Origin of the sequence: Lysinibacillus sphaericus (genome assembly GCF_001629735.1) — a bacterium.
Lineage (GTDB): Bacteria > Bacillota > Bacilli > Bacillales_A > Planococcaceae > Lysinibacillus > Lysinibacillus pinottii.
On the sequence record NZ_CP015224.1, the window covers coordinates 1,063,956 to 1,081,048 of the forward strand.

Annotated in this window: 17 protein-coding genes; 13 read left to right on the forward strand and 4 right to left on the reverse strand. The window is 38.2% G+C overall.

Annotation, left to right across the window (positions count from 1 at the left end):
- Window positions 1-17: 17 nt before the first annotated feature.
- Window positions 18-1,499, forward strand: a complete 1,482-nt coding sequence (locus A2J09_RS05030; RefSeq protein WP_012294004.1) for a multicopper oxidase family protein — start codon at window positions 18-20, stop codon at window positions 1,497-1,499.
- 50 nt (window positions 1,500-1,549) lie between these two features.
- Here the strand turns inward: A2J09_RS05030 and nhaC are convergent, their stop codons facing one another.
- Window positions 1,550-2,932, reverse strand: coding sequence for a Na+/H+ antiporter NhaC (nhaC, locus tag A2J09_RS05035; protein ID WP_031419733.1), 1,383 nt, complete (start codon window positions 2,930-2,932; stop codon window positions 1,550-1,552).
- 539 nt (window positions 2,933-3,471) lie between these two features.
- On the opposite strand from nhaC, the gene A2J09_RS05040 reads away from it, so the two are divergent.
- From A2J09_RS05040 to A2J09_RS05065, 6 genes are all read left to right on the forward strand, one after another.
- Complete coding sequence (locus tag A2J09_RS05040; protein WP_031419734.1) at window positions 3,472-4,092, forward strand: DUF47 domain-containing protein; 621 nt, start codon at window positions 3,472-3,474, stop codon at window positions 4,090-4,092.
- Window positions 4,093-4,107: 15 nt separating this feature from the next.
- Complete coding sequence (locus A2J09_RS05045) at window positions 4,108-5,124, forward strand: inorganic phosphate transporter (protein ID WP_012294007.1); 1,017 nt, start codon at window positions 4,108-4,110, stop codon at window positions 5,122-5,124.
- Window positions 5,125-5,318: 194 nt separating this feature from the next.
- Window positions 5,319-6,017: a response regulator transcription factor gene (locus tag A2J09_RS05050; protein ID WP_031419736.1), complete on the forward strand. Its 699-nt coding sequence runs from the start codon at window positions 5,319-5,321 to the stop codon at window positions 6,015-6,017.
- Window positions 6,014-7,465, forward strand: a complete 1,452-nt coding sequence (locus tag A2J09_RS05055) for a HAMP domain-containing sensor histidine kinase (protein WP_036161338.1) — start codon at window positions 6,014-6,016, stop codon at window positions 7,463-7,465. The genes A2J09_RS05050 and A2J09_RS05055 overlap by 4 nt, the downstream gene beginning before the upstream one ends.
- On the forward strand, window positions 7,462-8,532 hold the full coding sequence (locus tag A2J09_RS05060; RefSeq protein ID WP_036161340.1) for a LolA family protein: 1,071 nt from the start codon (window positions 7,462-7,464) through the stop codon (window positions 8,530-8,532). Before A2J09_RS05055 ends, A2J09_RS05060 begins: the two co-directional genes overlap by 4 nt.
- Window positions 8,533-8,541: 9 nt before the next feature.
- Window positions 8,542-8,763 carry a hypothetical protein gene (locus tag A2J09_RS05065; protein WP_012294012.1) on the forward strand — a complete coding sequence of 74 codons (222 nt, stop codon included), beginning with the start codon at window positions 8,542-8,544 and terminating at the stop codon, window positions 8,761-8,763.
- 135 nt (window positions 8,764-8,898) lie between these two features.
- On the opposite strand, the gene A2J09_RS05070 is transcribed toward A2J09_RS05065, so the two are convergent.
- Both A2J09_RS05070 and A2J09_RS05075 read right to left on the reverse strand, forming a co-directional pair.
- Window positions 8,899-9,252 carry a DUF4260 domain-containing protein gene (locus A2J09_RS05070; protein WP_036161343.1) on the reverse strand — a complete coding sequence of 118 codons (354 nt, stop codon included), beginning with the start codon at window positions 9,250-9,252 and terminating at the stop codon, window positions 8,899-8,901.
- Window positions 9,239-9,679 carry a MerR family transcriptional regulator gene (locus A2J09_RS05075; RefSeq protein WP_036161346.1) on the reverse strand — a complete coding sequence of 147 codons (441 nt, stop codon included), beginning with the start codon at window positions 9,677-9,679 and terminating at the stop codon, window positions 9,239-9,241. Before A2J09_RS05075 ends, A2J09_RS05070 begins: the two co-directional genes overlap by 14 nt.
- Before the next feature lie 452 nt (window positions 9,680-10,131).
- Here A2J09_RS05075 and A2J09_RS05080 point away from each other — a divergent pair, with 452 nt between their 5' ends.
- Window positions 10,132-11,580, forward strand: a complete 1,449-nt coding sequence (locus tag A2J09_RS05080; RefSeq protein ID WP_036161350.1) for a tetratricopeptide repeat-containing diguanylate cyclase — start codon at window positions 10,132-10,134, stop codon at window positions 11,578-11,580.
- A 46-nt stretch (window positions 11,581-11,626) separates the two neighbouring features.
- Here A2J09_RS05080 and A2J09_RS05085 read toward each other — a convergent pair whose 3' ends face one another.
- Window positions 11,627-12,181, reverse strand: a complete 555-nt coding sequence (locus tag A2J09_RS05085; protein WP_012294016.1) for a GNAT family N-acetyltransferase — start codon at window positions 12,179-12,181, stop codon at window positions 11,627-11,629.
- Window positions 12,182-12,349: 168 nt separating this feature from the next.
- Between A2J09_RS05085 and A2J09_RS05090 the strand changes: the two genes are divergently transcribed.
- The 5 genes from A2J09_RS05090 to A2J09_RS05110 all read left to right on the forward strand — a co-directional run bounded on the left by A2J09_RS05090 (window position 12,350) and on the right by A2J09_RS05110 (window position 16,997).
- On the forward strand, window positions 12,350-12,820 hold the full coding sequence (locus tag A2J09_RS05090; protein ID WP_031419745.1) for a DUF2975 domain-containing protein: 471 nt from the start codon (window positions 12,350-12,352) through the stop codon (window positions 12,818-12,820).
- A 10-nt stretch (window positions 12,821-12,830) separates the two neighbouring features.
- Window positions 12,831-13,043 (forward strand): helix-turn-helix domain-containing protein, encoded by a 213-nt coding sequence (locus A2J09_RS05095; RefSeq protein ID WP_031419746.1) that lies wholly within the window; start codon window positions 12,831-12,833, stop codon window positions 13,041-13,043.
- Between the two features lie 182 nt (window positions 13,044-13,225).
- Window positions 13,226-13,879 (forward strand): TetR/AcrR family transcriptional regulator, encoded by a 654-nt coding sequence (locus A2J09_RS05100; protein WP_036161353.1) that lies wholly within the window; start codon window positions 13,226-13,228, stop codon window positions 13,877-13,879.
- A 37-nt stretch (window positions 13,880-13,916) separates the two neighbouring features.
- Window positions 13,917-16,235 carry an ABC transporter permease gene (locus A2J09_RS05105; RefSeq protein ID WP_012294019.1) on the forward strand — a complete coding sequence of 773 codons (2,319 nt, stop codon included), beginning with the start codon at window positions 13,917-13,919 and terminating at the stop codon, window positions 16,233-16,235.
- 3 nt (window positions 16,236-16,238) lie between these two features.
- The gene (locus A2J09_RS05110; RefSeq protein ID WP_036161355.1) at window positions 16,239-16,997 is read left to right on the forward strand and encodes an ABC transporter ATP-binding protein; all 759 of its coding nucleotides are present in this window, start codon (window positions 16,239-16,241) and stop codon (window positions 16,995-16,997) included.
- The last annotated feature ends 96 nt before the right edge of the window (window positions 16,998-17,093 follow it).

Genomic DNA, 17,093 nt, shown 5'->3' on the forward strand with positions numbered 1-17,093 from the left:
CAAAAGGAGGAAAATAGATGAAATCTAAAGTATGGTTTTCATTACTGACGCTATTGATTTTACTAATAGGCGGGTGTAGTACTAGTAAAACAGCTGACGAATTATCTACTAAACCAATGAACAAGGCTCATGAGGGAATGGATAGGACAAATGGTCATATGAGTCATACAAATCCCTTACAGCTTGCACCTTCTACAGGAGAAAATGAGTTGGTCATCCCACCTTTACTAGAACCAGATGGAGATAATCCAGCTCACTATTCAATTGTCGCACAAGAAGGGACAACAGAGTTTTATCAAGGGGTTCAAACAGAAACCTATGGCTATAACGGGTCCTTTTTAGGGCCGGTGATACGGATTCAATCGGGACAAACTGTGCAATTTTCAACAACAAATGAAATGAGCAAAGAGACAACATTTCATTGGCATGGTTTAGAAATACCAGGTGAGGGGGATGGTGGCCCTCATGAACGAATAGAACCTGGTCAATCGAAGCAGCTGACTTTTAATATCCGCCAGCAAGCAGCTACTTTGTGGTTTCATCCTCACCCAGAAGGACAGACGGCTGAGCAGGTATATAAAGGACTAGCTGGGCTCATTTATGTGGAGGATGAAAATTCACAGCGTTTAGGATTACCTCATGAATATGGCGTGAATGATATTCCGTTAATCTTTCAGGACCGCCAGTTTGATGATCAACAGCAATTGAACTACCAGCAATTCAAAAATAATGATGGGACAATTGGTGATACATTACTCATCAATGGTACGCTCAATCCGAAGCTTCATGTCCGCCAAGAGCCTGTTCGACTTCGATTAGTGAACGGCTCCAATGCTCGGAATTTCACTTTTAAGCTTAGTACAAATGAGAATTTTCAACAAATCGCCACAGATGGAGGATTTTTAAATAGCCCTGTTCCACTAAATAAACTGACCTTAACACCAGGTGAACGTGCTGAAATTATCATCGATTTTTCCAAGCTACGTTCTTCCAATGATTTATCATTGATAAATGAAGAAGGTGTAGTCCTGTTACCGTTTACGATCACAAATGAACGCACTACTCCACAGAAGATGCAGGATGTATTTAATCAATTCTCTACAACTAGTGAAGAACAACAATTACCTGTATCTAAACGTATAGAGCTATTTGGTATGGGGACGATGGTAACGATTAATGGCAAGCAATTTGATAAGAATAGAATTGATTTTGTTCAACAGCAGGGAGTGACAGAAATTTGGGAAATTTACAATAAACCTGATATGATGGGAGGCATGACCCATCCGTTTCATATACACGGCACGCAATTTAAAATTGTATCCATTAATGGTCAGGCGCCACCGCCCAATGAACAGGGCTGGAAGGATACGGTGTCCATTGAACCAGGTGAGTCAGTTAAATTAGCAGTGAAGTTTCAAGATAAGGGCATCTATATGTTCCATTGTCATTTATTGGAGCATGAAGATAATGGTATGATGGGACAAGTAAAGGTAGAATAGAAATTTTTGGTGGATAAAAAGGTAGCTGATTTTTAATCAGCTACCTTTTGTTATTGCTCAAGCTTTGTTAATGTTTTGCCACTCCAGCCAAAAATAACGGTTAGAATCGGGCCGAGTAAACAGAAGAAGGTGAAAGGTAGATAATCCAGTGTGGAAATTCCGAGGACACTTGTGATGAAAATACCACAGACACTCCAAGGGACAAGTGGATTGACAACCGTTCCAGCATCCTCCATGACACGAGATAGGTTTTTAGGAGCTAGGCCAACCTTCGCAAATTGAGCTTTAAATGCTTCACCAGTTAACAGGATAGATAAATACTGCTCACCGATTAATGTATTGATGCCAATGCCAGTAATCGCCGCGCCTGTAATAACTGAGCCAGCACTTTTTAATAAGCTTTCAACCTTGGCTAAAATACTTTGTATGATACCAAGTGTGAATAAGAGGCCACCCATTGTTAAGGCCAGTAGTACAAGTGCAATTGTAAATAGCATGCTATTCATGCCACCGCGTGTCAGTAAGGCATCTACATCCTTATTACCAGAGTGAGAGACATAGCCATCAAATAAAATTTTGAAGACGTCTGAAGCAGGTAGGGGGTCCAGTGTATAAGATAGACCCACTCCAAGAATTGAGACAACCGCTAATGTAATAACGGCAGGAGCTTTATAGAATGTCATAATAACAAGGACAACTATTGGCAATAATGTATACCAATGAATAAGTCCTGTAGACAGCAATCCTTCTTTAAATTGCTCAACCGTATCAAAAGATGTTGCTTCACCTGTTGGTGATAAAATGGCGTATAGTACGAATGAAATCAGGAAAGCAGGGATTGTTGTCCAGCCCATATTTTTAATATGTTCAAATAGATCTACACCGACTGTTCCTGAAGCAAGATTGGTTGTATCGGATAAGGGTGACATTTTATCACCAAAAAAGGCGCCAGAAACAATTGCACCAGCAGTTATTGTTAACGAAATGTCCATGGCACCTGCGATACCCATAAATGCCACACCGACAGTTGCCACGGTTGTTAACGAACTACCAACAGAAATACCTACAATGCTACAAATTAAAAAAACGATGGCAAAGAAAAAGTTTGGTGAAACGGTCAAAAAACCATAGTAGATGAGCGTTGGGATTGTTCCACCCATAATCCAGCTCGAAATTAAAATACCAATAAAGAAGAAAATGAAAACAGCGCCCAATCCAGCACTAGCACCAGCAATCATCCCACCTTCTAAATCGCGAAAGGAAACTCTTTTTAACAATCCATAGGCTAGTAAAAGTGAAATAACCAGAAATATTGGGATATGGGGTGTTGCTTTTAAATACCCAATACTAAAAGCCATTGTGGCAATAATTAAAAGTATAACGAAGCTTGCCTCAATAAATCGAGGGTTGCTTTTAGCTTCAATTCGAAACATATGTAACCTCCTACTAAATACTTCTTCGCTTCAATGCGGTGAAGCCCAAAAGTATTATAGCACGCTAATATTTTTTGTCAATTGACAGAAAATTGAAGAATTCCTTTAAGTTATACAAAATTGTTGTTTTTTATTTTATGTATAAGCAACAACGAGGACGAGCATAACAAATAGGAAAGGTTACATGTTTCGACATTCTTTAGGTAAAAAATAACAGAGGAATATTTATTTAGAATGTAAATCTTGTTTACAATTCCTTAACATTTCAAGTGGTAAACAAATAGAAGGGAAAAAGTAAATTTCAAGTATTTTTATAAAAATAACAGAAAAAATGCTCATATTTAAAGAAAAATAGTGATTTTTATTATTTGATTTCCAACGTTTTCAACTTGGAAACTGCCCTGAAAATAAATGTGGCAAATTTTATATTACAGTTTTGTAAAATCAACACGTAAGTGTTTAAAATTTTGTAGAATTGTGTAAATGTTTTGTTATGATGGTTCAGATATTGATAATTTTTATTTTACAGGAGGAACAAGATGTTCAACTCAAACAAGCAAGATCCTTTTTTTCAGTCCTTATTAAAAATCGCTAAAAATGTGAATGAGGGAATTTATTATGCTCATAATGCCCATATTCAAGATATAGATGCGTTAAAAGAAATTGCCGATACAATGAAAGAATATGAAACAAGCGGCGATAAATTAATTCATGAGCTCATCGTTATGCTTAATAAATCATTTATGACACCAATTGAGCGAGAAGATATTTTAGCTTTAGCGAATAAATTGGATGATGTGATTGATGGAATGGAAGGCTGTATTGCCCACTTCAATATGTACAATTTAACGGAAGTAACGGAGCCAATGCGTCAATTCCTAACATATATTTCGAAGAGTACAGATGAAATGGTACAAGCCATGGAGCTATTAAATAATAAAAAGCTTGTTGAGATGCGTAAACATGCTATTCAAATTAAAGATAACGAACGTGAATGTGATGAAATCTTCCGTTCCTCAATGAAGCAGTTATTTATTCAAGAAAAAGATCCAATGCGCCTCATTGTTTTCAAGGATATTTATGAGCAATTCGAGGATATTGCTGATAGCTGCCAAACAGTGGCAAACACAATTGAAACAATAATTATGCGTAACGCATAAGATGGAGTGTAACAAATGGATACAATATTACTCATTACCATATTAGTCGTTATATTTGCATTAGTATTCGACTTTATAAATGGCTTCCATGATACAGCGAATGCTATTGCAACATCTGTATCAACCCGTGCGTTAAAACCACGTACAGCGGTTTACATGGCTGCAGTTATGAACTTCGTCGGAGCCATTACATTTGTTGGAGTAGCAAAAGCCTTAACAAAAGACATTGTGGACCCGTTTAGCTTAAATGCTTTTGATGGCGATATCACGGGTTCTGTCGTTATTTTAGCAGCTCTATTATCTGCTATCACATGGAATTTACTTACATGGTATTTTGGAATTCCGTCAAGTTCTTCCCATACATTAATTGGGTCAGTAGCAGGTGCCGCTATTGCAGCAGCAGGATTCAATATTTTGAACTATGCAGGGTTTATTAAAATTTTACAAGCACTGATTTTCTCACCATTATTAGCATTTGCCGCTGGTTTCCTAATGATGACCCTATTGAAGGTCATCTTTAAAGATATGAATTTATACCGTACAAATAAAGGCTTCCGTACCATGCAAATCGGGACAGCTGCCCTACAATCATTTACACATGGAACGAACGATGCGCAAAAAGCAATGGGGATTATAACACTTGCTTTAATCGCAGGAGGATTACACACAGGTGACGATATCCCTTTCTGGGTGCGCTTTGCAGCAGCTACAGCAATGGGTCTTGGTACCTCAGTAGGTGGATATAAAATCATCAAAACGGTGGGCGGTAAAATTATGAAGATTCGCCCAGTGAATGGCGTCGCAGCCGACTTAGCATCGGCTTCCATTATCTTTGGTGCGACATTAATTCACTTACCGGTATCCACAACACATGTTATTTCTTCATCTATCATGGGTGTAGGAACAGCACATCGTGTCAAAGGCGTTAAATGGGGAATGGCCCGTAAAATCGTAACAACTTGGGTCATCACTATGCCAATCTCTGCAGTAATGGCAGCATTAATTTACTATATTTTAAGTTTATTTTTCTAGTTTGACGAGGAGAATGCACAACGACTGTGCATTCTTTTTTTGTTTTGGGAAGAAGGATAGCTCCGCATAGTAGAAATGGACAATCCTAATCATTTGTGCAAAATAAGAATTCGTTCTAAGTTAATTATAAAGAAAGTGTAAAGTTCAGGGAAAATCACTTTTTCCGTAGTAAGGTTTAAGCAGGAGGAGAACTGATGAAGGTAAAGTTATTACTGATTGAGGATGATGCTGCAATTGGTCGCATTGTCAAAGATACGCTGGAGCAAGAGGGCTATCAAGTGACGTGGGCAACTACGGGTCTTGAAGGGCTGGAAGATTTTCAGAAGCAACCATTTGATTTAGTGTTAGTTGACTGGATGCTACCAGAAATGGATGGTCTTACGGTTTGTCAAAATATACGCTGGGAAAGTGATGTCCCCATCCTCATGATGAGTGCTCGTAAGGAAGAAGCGGATAAAGTGGAGGGCTTGCAAGGAGCGGATGATTATATCGCGAAACCGTTTAGTTTGGAGGAATTAAAGGCTCGTGTGGCATCGCATCTTAGACGCTGGAGACGCTATAACAAGCAAGACGAAGTAGAAGAGCAAACTGCCTATGCAAATGGATTAATCATTGATTGGAAACGGGAAATAGTGAGCATTAATGAGCAAGAAATCGCATTAACCCAAAAAGAATTTGCTCTTGTCAAGCTACTAGCAAAAAATCCGAGTCAAACCTTTACGAAGAAGGAACTGTATCAGTATATTTGGCAGCAGGCAACGTTAGAGGACACTCATACTGTTACAGTACATATTAAGGCACTAAGAGAAAAGCTAAAAGATTCAGTGAAACATCCATATTTTATTCAAACTGTATGGGGCAAGGGTTATCGTTTTATTGGTGAACCGCTATGAAAATAAAATCTTGGTTACTTATCACTTTTTTTATTGTTATGGTGTTGCCCATATCTGGTGCTTATAGTCTGTATGTGTGGATAAATGCTTATTATCAGGATAAAAATGTTGCGGAATACTTTGACAAGTGGACAGAACTAAATCAGGTAAAAGCAATCGTTGACAATCCAGCACTATATCAAAAACAGGCAAATTTAGAAGAGATAGAAGAGCTGACCAATGAGCAGTTGGCGATTACACTTTACACGAAATCTGGTTTTGTCTTATATTCCTCTAACCCGTTAAAATCGGGCTATGTATGGAAGGAGCGCATGTTTAAAGGTTTATATGAGTTACAACAATCATACAACGCCTTTACCTACAAGGAACCAGTATATCGCAATGGGGACTTGTTAGGCATCTATGAAATTCAATTAATAAGAACTGATTGGGTGAAAGGCGTGGAGAAGCGTTCATGGCTTGTCATTACAGGCTCTATCTTGCTGTTTCTAGTGATTTATATAGGGGTCATTTTGTTACTTAATCGAAAACTTAATCGACCATTACGAGAATTGATGCATCAAATGCGGAATTTTGCCAAAGGTGAGCATATAGAATCTAATTTAAGTACAAGGAAAGATGAGATTGGTTCACTCGCTCAAACATTTGTGGCGATGCAACATGAAATTGAAAAGACCCGAGCTTCCTTAAAAGTAGAACAACAGCAAAAGGAAATGATGATTGCAAGTATCTCCCACGATTTAAAAACGCCTCTTACGGCTATTCAAGCCTATGCGGAATCCTTACTAAACAATGGCTTATCACAACAGCAGCAAGCAGACTATCAGCGGGTTATCATCACGAAGGCTGATCGAATGAAGCATATGCTAGAAGATTTATTAATGTTTACATTACTCCAATCTACGAGCTATGAATTAGAGCTGGTAGACGTAGATGGGGAAGAATTTTTTGAGATGGCTTTGTCAGACTATGAACCGTTATGTGAGGAACAGGGGTTTACATTAGAAGTGTTCTGTGATGTAGATGGGCTATATGCTGTGCATCCTAAACAACTTCAACGTGTAATTGATAATTTATTGAGCAATGCTTGGCGCTATGGTGAGATCGGCACATCTATTGGTTTAGCAGCGGTTAAAGCTGGAAGTGTTCCGGAATGGGGGTTTGATTTCCTTAAGCCGGCTTTGACGAAGCAAGAGGGTATGTATATGATTGTGCAAAATAGCGGACAGGGCTTGCCACAAAAGGACATTGTAAAATTATTCGAGCCCATGTATCAAGCGGACCATGCCAGATCAAAGGCTGGAGAACGAGGCACGGGACTTGGCTTAAATATTACGAAACAAATTATTGAAAAACATGGTGGTACGGTAGAGCTGCTTTCTAGTGAGAACATTGGAACAGCTGTTGTCTGCTGGCTTCCACCTAATAAAGGAGTAGACGAACTATGAATTGGAAAAATTCATGCCGAGCAGCAGGCTTACTCGCTGTCATGACATTTAGTTTAGTAGGCTGTAATACCGAGGCATCGTATTCACCCCAGGAAATTATTGAGCAGACGCTCCAAGAATCGAAGCAACCGCTTACCTATTATGGCGAATATACGTTAGATATGGGAGAGCTAGGTGGCAAAGCTCAGGTAAAAGAATGGGTCAAGGATAAGTATAGACGTATAGAAATGAAAGGTGACAATGGTGAACATGTCATCACGGTCAAAACTGACTCTGAGCTGATAAGCTATGATGTCACGGAACATACAGCCTTTAAAATGGCGTATCCACAAGGCGAACTTGACGGGCTACGATCGCCTAGGGAAGAGGTACAGCTTGTTTTTAATTTGGTTAAAGATACACATGAGATTAAGATAGCAGGCGAAGAGAAGGTCGCTGGAAGAGACACATATAAAATTGTAGCAAAAACTACAAAAACCGAATCACTATTTGGGGATATAGAAGCATGGATTGACAAAAAAACATGGCTGATGTTAAAAATGAAGTCAGATAATGCAGGTAATCAAATAATCACAGAATACTCAAAAATAAATGTTGATGAAAAAATAGATGATCAACAATTTATACTTGATCTACCAGAGGATGTAACGATCCAAGAAATTAGCGGTGAAGATACTTCAGCATTAATTTCATGGGACGAAGCAAAGCAACAACTAAGAAAGTTTTTAATGGTTCCGCAAGAAAATGCCCTTTCTATAGATAAAATTTCAATGGTTAAAGGATTAGAGGATCGACCAGAATATTCCTTTGACTTTGGATTAGATGGGCAGCCAGCGTTTTTCATCACTATTTTTAAAGCGGATGAGAGTATGAGTGAAATTGGTCCCATCTTAAATGAAAAAGAGATGGATATTCGAGGACAAAAAGGAACGGTTATGGATGATAAAAATTTCCGTTCGATTGCTTGGCAAGAAAACGGCTATCAATATAGTATCGTTGGCGAAAATCCAGAGTTAACGATTGAGGATCTTATAAGCTATGCACAACAAATGGAAATTGTACAATGAGGTGATGCTATGAAAAGAGCACATGGGATGAAATGTCTTGCATTGTTTTTATTTACAACTATTTTTTTATACGGGGTAGGGGATACCTATCAAGTGTCTTGGCTACAATTTCATTTTACGGGTCGATACGATGAAGTAGGCTTTTATTTCAGCTTTACTTCACTTATTCCGATATTGATTGGATTATTGATGGTAGGGCTATATGAATCACTTTTAAAACGATTAATATAAAAAGTTTAAAGGCAGGATCTCAGATGAGGATCCTGCTTTTTATAGTAGGAGTACGCTATTGTTTTATCGTTGACCACCTTTTTTATGGTTTTGCTCAACCATTGATATTCCTTTATTCAGGCTTCCTCTTATTCATTAAGCAATCTGCTGTAAATGTGTTTTCGTAAAGGCTTCCTCATATTTTAAACCGTAACCGAGTGCTCGATCTAAGAAAATATGTGCTAGCCAAATCAAGGCAGCCATCAGAAGTATTGGCGTAGATAGCGTAAAGCCGATTACGAGAAGTACGGCCGGTATGACAAAGCTATGTCCAATATTATAGAAAAGGGCCCCGATTTTTGAATTGATCATATATCCGAGCATCGTGATATCAGGTAAAAGTAAAAATATTATAAATGATAGCCATGAAAAATCTAAGTGCCCATAAAAAAAGATAGTCATGATAAAGGCGATGACATATTCTAGAGAGAGAATTTTACGTAGTTTCATATTGACCACGACCTTCCTGTAAGTTTTGGTACATATCTTCCATTAGTAAGTTAATTTTTTCTTGGTTGTTCTGAAATTGTCCGTCAGCCATTAATGCTTTGGTTAGCTGTAAGGAACGTAGTGCGTGCTGATAAAAGTACATGAGCTGTTCAATATGGGCAATCTTTGCAGAAAATAGCTGTACGGTTGCTTCATTACATTCCGTGGATATAGGTTTCTGTTCGAGTGTCAGTAAAAAATTAATTTCTTGTAAGCTAAAGCCAAGCTGGCGTAGGACGAGAATAAATTTCATGGTCTGTTCACATGTGCCATCATACACACGGTAGCCATTGTTTAACTTCTGCGGATGTAAAAGTCCCTCTTTTTCGTAATAGCGGACTGTATCGGTGGATAATCCAAACTTCTCAGCAAATTGTTTAATTTTCATAAAAGCACCTCCTACAATCATCCTAACATTGGAGTAAGCTCCAAGGTCAATACACTTTAAGAAAAAATTTGATACGGTTAGGGGGAGGGGGGCGTATTAAAATATAGAAGGGCTATTGGAGGTTTACTTTATCTCCAAAAGAGAGGAAGTGGAGAAGTTAAATTTACCTCTGCAAAGGCCAAGAAATTAAAAGAATTATTGGGTATTGAAGAATCTTAACAAGTCTCTGTGAAAGAGGCTTGTTTTTTGGTTGCGAGAAAATTATAGTGAAAGTACCATGTTAAATTTACCAGTAAAATATAAAAATAGTAACATAGGAAAATATACACAATCACTCATTTGTCTAGTATTAATTGCTTAATTTTGTAAAAACAAATGAGTCCAAAGAATTGTAATATTTTATTCGTGCAGGTAGTATTAAAGATGTAAGGGTGAAAATAAGGGGGAGCGGTATGAACGTACAAGAATTTGAAGAATTATGGATTACGCTCAATGAATTATATAACGCGGATCGTTTTTTAGAATATATAGAAATAAGTAGTGCCGCAGTCGAAAGTGCCATTAAGCTTGGAATGTATGATAAGGCCATCCTTCTATTACGTTATAGCTGTGCCAGTTATTTTCAAACTGGTGATTTACAGCTATCGATTAGTGTACTTGAACAATATCGAGAGCTGACTTTTCAACATGGTAATGATATTGATCTTATTCAATATTATAATATAGCTGCCATTTATTGGGGGACTTTTGGTCACTTAAAGAAATCTGAAGAGCTGATGTTAAAGGGATTAAAAATTGCTGAATCTATTCAACATGTGGAGAGCCTGGGGAAAATTTATAATAATCTAAGCGATTTGGAAATATCAATGGGCAATTATCGCACAGCCAAGGAATTCGCCTTAAAAAGTCTTTATTACTCAAATGCGTTTGAAGTGCAGCATAAAGAACCTTATACAGGAATTATGTATCCAAAAACAAACCTAGCAGTAGCACTTATATGGCTGGAAGAGTTTGATGAGGCTAATGTACTATTACAAGAATTATTAGCAACAATTCATAACCCACCCTATTCAAAAGTACAATTAGAGGTCTTCAATGCATATGCTGTTCTTTGTGAACGACAAGGACGCGTAAGTGAGGCTATTGATTTATATCAAAAGACTAAACATTATGCTTTGCAAAACAATGACCTGTCCTTGCTCCAAATCATCTATAATTCATTAGTGAAGCTAATTGAGGATCAAGGGAATAAAATTGTTTTATGTGCTGTTCAGAAGGAATATATTAATATTTTGTTAGAAATCCAACGTGAAAATTACTCTCATGTATTATTTGAAATGGAGTACAATGATCATAAAAAGCAATTTGAAAAAAATGCTTATTTTGATCCGCTAACGAATATTTACAATCGACGTTATTTTGATGAAAATGCCAAAAGGATGCTCGAAAAAGCAGCTGAAAGCAATCAGCAACTAGCGTTGATGATGGTGGATTTAGACCATTTTAAAGAAATCAATGATATGAATGGCCATTTATTTGGAGACGATGCGCTAACGAATACTGCTAAAACATTACAAGATTATTTTCAACCCTTTGAAGCTATCGTTGCTCGCTTTGGGGGAGACGAGTTTATTATTCTCAGTCAAGTAAAAGAGGGGGAAACGGTGCAAACATTGGCCGACAACCTCTATCAAACCTTAACGGCTTTGTCACTCACGGTAAATGGCGAAACGGTTCAATTGGAATTTAGTATCGGAGTTAGTACGAATCATTTTGGCAAAATCAAGAAAGTGGAAGAGCTGATTCAGCATGCGGATGAAGCACTTTACAAGTCAAAGCGTAATGGACGTAACCAAATTACACACTATAACCATTATTGTGATGTGGGAAATGGTATTTAAAGAGAAAGAGGCATGACTTTATAGTAGGTGCCTCTTTTAAATACGTTTACAAGCTGCTGTCAGGATTAATAATGCCGTAAAATACGATATCTTCAAAAGTACCATTTTTAAAAACATGAGATTTTAACGTTCCCTCATAGCACATGCCACACTTCTCCATGATTTTGCCAGAGGCGGGATTAGATAGAAAATACTGCGCGAAGACACGATGATACTGTTTTTCTTTAAAGGCAAATTCAATGATGGCACGAGCAGCTTCTGTTCCATAGCCATTCCCCCAATACGGTTCCCCAATCCAATAAGCCATTTCTCCATTTCGATGCTGTTGTCGATTGGATAGCCCGATAGCCCCATATAAATGTCCGCTTTGTTTGTCCGTTATAGCAAATTCATATAGTTTCTCTTGTTCAAAATTTTGTAGATGGTTGGAAATCCATGACAAAGCACAGTCTAACGTATAAGGATAGGGCAAATTTAACGTGCTCTTGTAAAGGGCAAAATTGTTACATAACAAACTTACTTCAGGTGCATCAGCCTCTGTAAAAAGTCGGAGCATGAGACGCTCTGTTTCGATTGTTTTGTCTGTTGCTTGGTAAAACATTGAATTACCCCCTTCAAAAATGGTAAAACAGATTATAACACAATTAAATAGAAGGAATAAACTACATAATGGAAATTAATGATTTCTTGAAATTGGATAAAAATTTATTGAAAAACGATAAATGTTATGGTAAATTGAACAAGATAATAAATAAAAGAGGTGCGTAATATGAAACGAGAAACGCTCTTTTTAAAGATCGCTGTTTTTCTAATGGGATTGCCGGTTTTTGCTTTATGTATATGGGTGGTGCCACGTGTTGCTTTAGATACAGCTCAGCATTCTCCAATCTTAACCATTGTTGCATTACTTGGCGTCTATGCAACGGCAATTGCTTATTTTGTTGCTCTATATACAACAATCAAGCTGCTAAGCTATATTGATCAAAACATTGCTTTTTCAGAGCTGTCAGTGAAAGCTTTAATTAATATTAAATATTGTGCAATTATCATTAGTAGTGTTTACGTGGTGGGCATGCCACTGATATACTATGCTGCAGAAGTAGACGATGCCCCTGGTCTTATACTTATTGGAATGGTTATTATTTGTGCTTCTTTTGTGGTTGCAGTTTTTGCTGCTGTTCTTCAAAAGCTACTAGAAAATGCCATCGATATCAAATCAGAAAATGATTTAACGGTTTGAGGTGAATACTATGGCGATGATTATCAATATTGATGTCATGTTGGCGAAACGGAAAATGAGTGTAACTGAACTTTCAGAGAAGGTTGGCATCACGATGGCGAATCTTTCTATTTTGAAAAATGGCAAAGCGAAAGCAATTCGCTTTTCAACATTAGAGGCGATTTGTGAGGCGTTAGAATGTCAGCCTGGGGATATTTTAGAATATAAACGGAACGAAGGATAAAGACTGTAGTTCAAAGCCGTCGAGAGAATAACTCTCGATGGCTTTTGTCATTTTTTTACACGGGTCATCCGTATTTACTTAGAATAAAAAAATGTAGTAAATATTGCCAATAGAATATAGTTATGCTACGATAAAGCTAAGATAAATCGACAGTCAGTCGGTCTATTGAGAGGAGTGTTTGGATGAGGGAAATGAAAAAAGCAGAGGAACGGAGAAATGAAATTTTAGATGCAGCAGATGAGCTGTTTACGCAGAAGGGGTTCGATGGCACTAGCACCAATAATATTCTTGAAAAAGTTGGGATTGCCCGCGGTACGCTATATTACCATTTTAAATCCAAGGAAGATATTATGGATGCCCTCATCGAACGATATACCGAAACCATGTTAACGAAAGCAAGGGCAGTTGCAGTGGACAACAGTATTGCGGTGAATGAGCGCATATTAAGGGTTGTAATGGCATTAAATATGCAGAATGAAAATGAAAATGGTCAGGAAATTATGGACCACATTCATAAGCCGCAAAATGCATTAATGCATCGAAAAATACAGCAGGTAGTCATGAATCAAGTGCCGCCATTATTGACGGACATCATCCGTGAGGGTATTGAGCAAGGGATTTATCATACACCGTACCCATACGAATGTATGGAGATGATTGTCGCTTATACAAATACCGTCTTCGATGATGACTTGATATTGTTGTCAGATGAAGAGCGGGCCGCTCGTATCCCAGCATTTATCTTCAATGTGGAGCGAATGCTTGGCGTGGAAACCGGTAGTTTGTTGTACATGATGAAAATGTTTAGTCATGCAGGGCAAGGCGAGACGAAATAAATGGATGAGGGTCTTAATACTGACAAAGGGGTGACCTATGTATTTCAAAATTGTACGGAATGATATAGCGAATAGTAAGGTGATTACATGTTTGACAACATTATTTGTGGCAGGTGCGGCTATGCTTGTTACGCTTTCGGCCGTTCTTATTGTTCATTTATCCACTTCCATTGATACATTATTAAAGCAAGCGGAAACATCTCATTTTCTTCAAATGCATTCGGGTACGATCGATCAAGAGCGTCTCATTCATTTTGCGGAGCGCAATGAGCAGGTGGATGAATTTCAGATAAATGAATTTCTCAATGTAGATGGTGCCAAGATAAACATTGCAGGCAACACACTTGCACAAAATGTACAGGACAATGGGTTTACCACCCAAAGTGAGAAGTTTGATTTTTTACTAGACCTTGATGGCCGTGTGATTGAAGTGGAAAAAGGAGATATTTACGTACCTGTAGGCTATATGAGGGACGGCACAGCCAAGCTTGGTGATACAGTAATGATCCATAATAAGCCATTTACAGTTGCAGGTTTTTTAAGGGATTCACAAATGAATTCTATGCTAGCGTCGTCTAAACGATTTCTCGTTAGTGAAGAGGACTATGCAGCCATTAAGGCAGTTGGCACTATTGAATATTTAATAGAGTTTCGTTTGAAAGATTTGGCTGATTTGAGAAGCTTTGAAGAGGCCTATCAACGTGCAGATTTAGAAGCGAACGGACCTACGATTACGTGGCCGCTCTTTAAAATGCTGAATGCCCTATCAGATGGTTTGATGATCGCTGTTATTTTATTAATCAGCGTGCTAGTGGTGGTCATTGCATTGATGTGTATCCGTTTTACATTGCTAACTAAAATGGAAGAGGATTATCGTGAAATTGGTGTAATGAAGGCAATTGGTTTACGGGTTGCCGATATACAGAAAATGTATCTTGCAAAATACGGTGTGATAGCGGCCTTGGGCTGTGTGCTTGGCTTTACCTTTTCATTTATGGTAAGGGATATTCTTTTAGCAAATATCCGTCTTTATATGGGGGATACAGCCAATACGGCACTTATCTGGCTGTTCACCATTATAGGTCTTGTGCTAGTATTTGCTTCCATTCTGATTTATGTACAATTTGTTTTGAAACAGTTTCGTAAGCTTTCGGCTGTTCAGGCTATCCGATTTGGAGCGGTGCAAAGTAAAGCAAGACATGCGAGATGGCTAAAAATTAGCACCAATAAAAGGCTTCCTATCAATTTCTTTTTGGGCGTGAAGGATGTACTATCCCGTAAAAGATTATATGCCACGATGCTTACTGTCTTACTATTAGCAACATTTATCATTATTGTACCTCAAAATTTATACAATACCATTTCCTCCAAAAAATTTATCACGTATATGGGGATTGGCAATAGTGACATCCGCATAGATATCCCACAAGGGGACCAACATATTCAGCATGTAACAGCTGTGCTCGAAACGCTAGAGCGTGATAAAGATATTACGAATTATACGGTTCTGACGACAAAAAAATTTACAACAATGACAGATGACGGAGTGGAAGAGAGTCTAAAAATAGAGTTGGGCGACCATACCGTTTTCCCAGTAGAATATGCGCAAGGTAGGGCGCCGGTAGCCCAGGATGAAATGGCCCTTTCTGTTCTTAATGCGGAGGAGCTTCACAAAAAAGTGGGTGATACTATTATCCTTATCGTCCAAGGTGAAATGAAAAGTTTAACAGTGAGTGGCATTTATTCAGATATTACCAATGGTGGGAAAACAGCGAAGGCAGCATTCTTAGATGATTCTACAGATAGTATGTGGAACGTATTTTATGGAACGTTGTCTAATCAATCGGAAGTCGAAAAAAAGGTTACGGAGTATGCAGATAGATTTCATTTTGCCAAGGTTTCAGGCATCGAGGAATATATTTATCAAACATTCGGAACGACCATCAGTGCTATTAAGAAAGTTTCAAGTGTAGCACTTGTAGGAGCTCTCCTTATGTGTGTGCTGATGACAGTGTTGTTTATGAAAATGCTTATCGCAAAGGATCGATCTCCCATTGCTATCTTGAAATCGATGGGCTTTACAAGCGTAGATATTTCCATACAATATGCGGCACGTTCAGTTGTTGTCTTGATGCTGGCCATTACTGTGGGGACAGTTCTCGCTAACACATTAGGAGAATTCCTGACATCCACGATCATTGCATCATTCGGTGCAGCTTCATTTAATTTTATCATTAATCCACTATCTGCCTATGTTTTTTGCCCGTTAGCTCTCCTAAGTGTCGTACTCCTAGCAACACTTATTGGTACTTTTAAGGCGGGACAGTTAAAAATAATGGATCATATAAAGGAGTAGAATATGAAAAAGCTTTTGAGTGGTGAACAAATAGCCAAGTCATTTCAGGTCGGAACTGAACGACATGAGGTTTTAAAGTCTATATCTATTGATGTATATGAAGGCGAGTTCGTTTCAATTATGGGCCCTTCTGGTTGCGGTAAATCAACCTTACTATACGCTCTTAGTGGGATGGACAGCATTGATCAAGGACTGGTTTCTTTTGATGGAGTCGATGTAACAACACTCCATGACAAGGAGCTAGCTGAGCTTCGTCGAACGAGGATGGGTTTTGTGTTTCAGCAGCCAACCTTTCTTAAAAGTTTAAATATCCTTGATAATATATTGTTACCAGCAGTACGTGATCAGCGAAAGAATATCGTAGCTTTAACGGAAAAAGCACAGAGCATCATGAAAAAAGTAGGGATTGAGGACTTAGCAACGCGTGATATTACGCAGGTTTCAGGTGGCCAGCTTCAGCGGGCAGGCATTTGTCGTGCTTTAATTAGTAGTCCATCGATGATTTTTGGTGATGAACCAACAGGCGCATTAAATTCAACGACTGCCCAGGAAATTATGGATATTCTAGCCTCCATCAATCAAGAAGGTACAACGGTTATGCTTGTGACACATGATCCGAAAATTGCTGCACGAACCGAGCGTATTCTCTTTATGAGTGATGGTTCTATTATCAGTGAATTGCGTTTACCACGATTCAAGGGTATTGATTTGGATGATAGAATGGCAAAAGTTGCAACCATGATGCGAGAAATGGGTATTTAATAGATGAATTCAAAAAATCCGCAATGACTTGGAGTAGCTATTGCGGATTTTTTTATTTTTTTTAGAAAAAATGAATCGCTTTAGCAATGGCGTCCG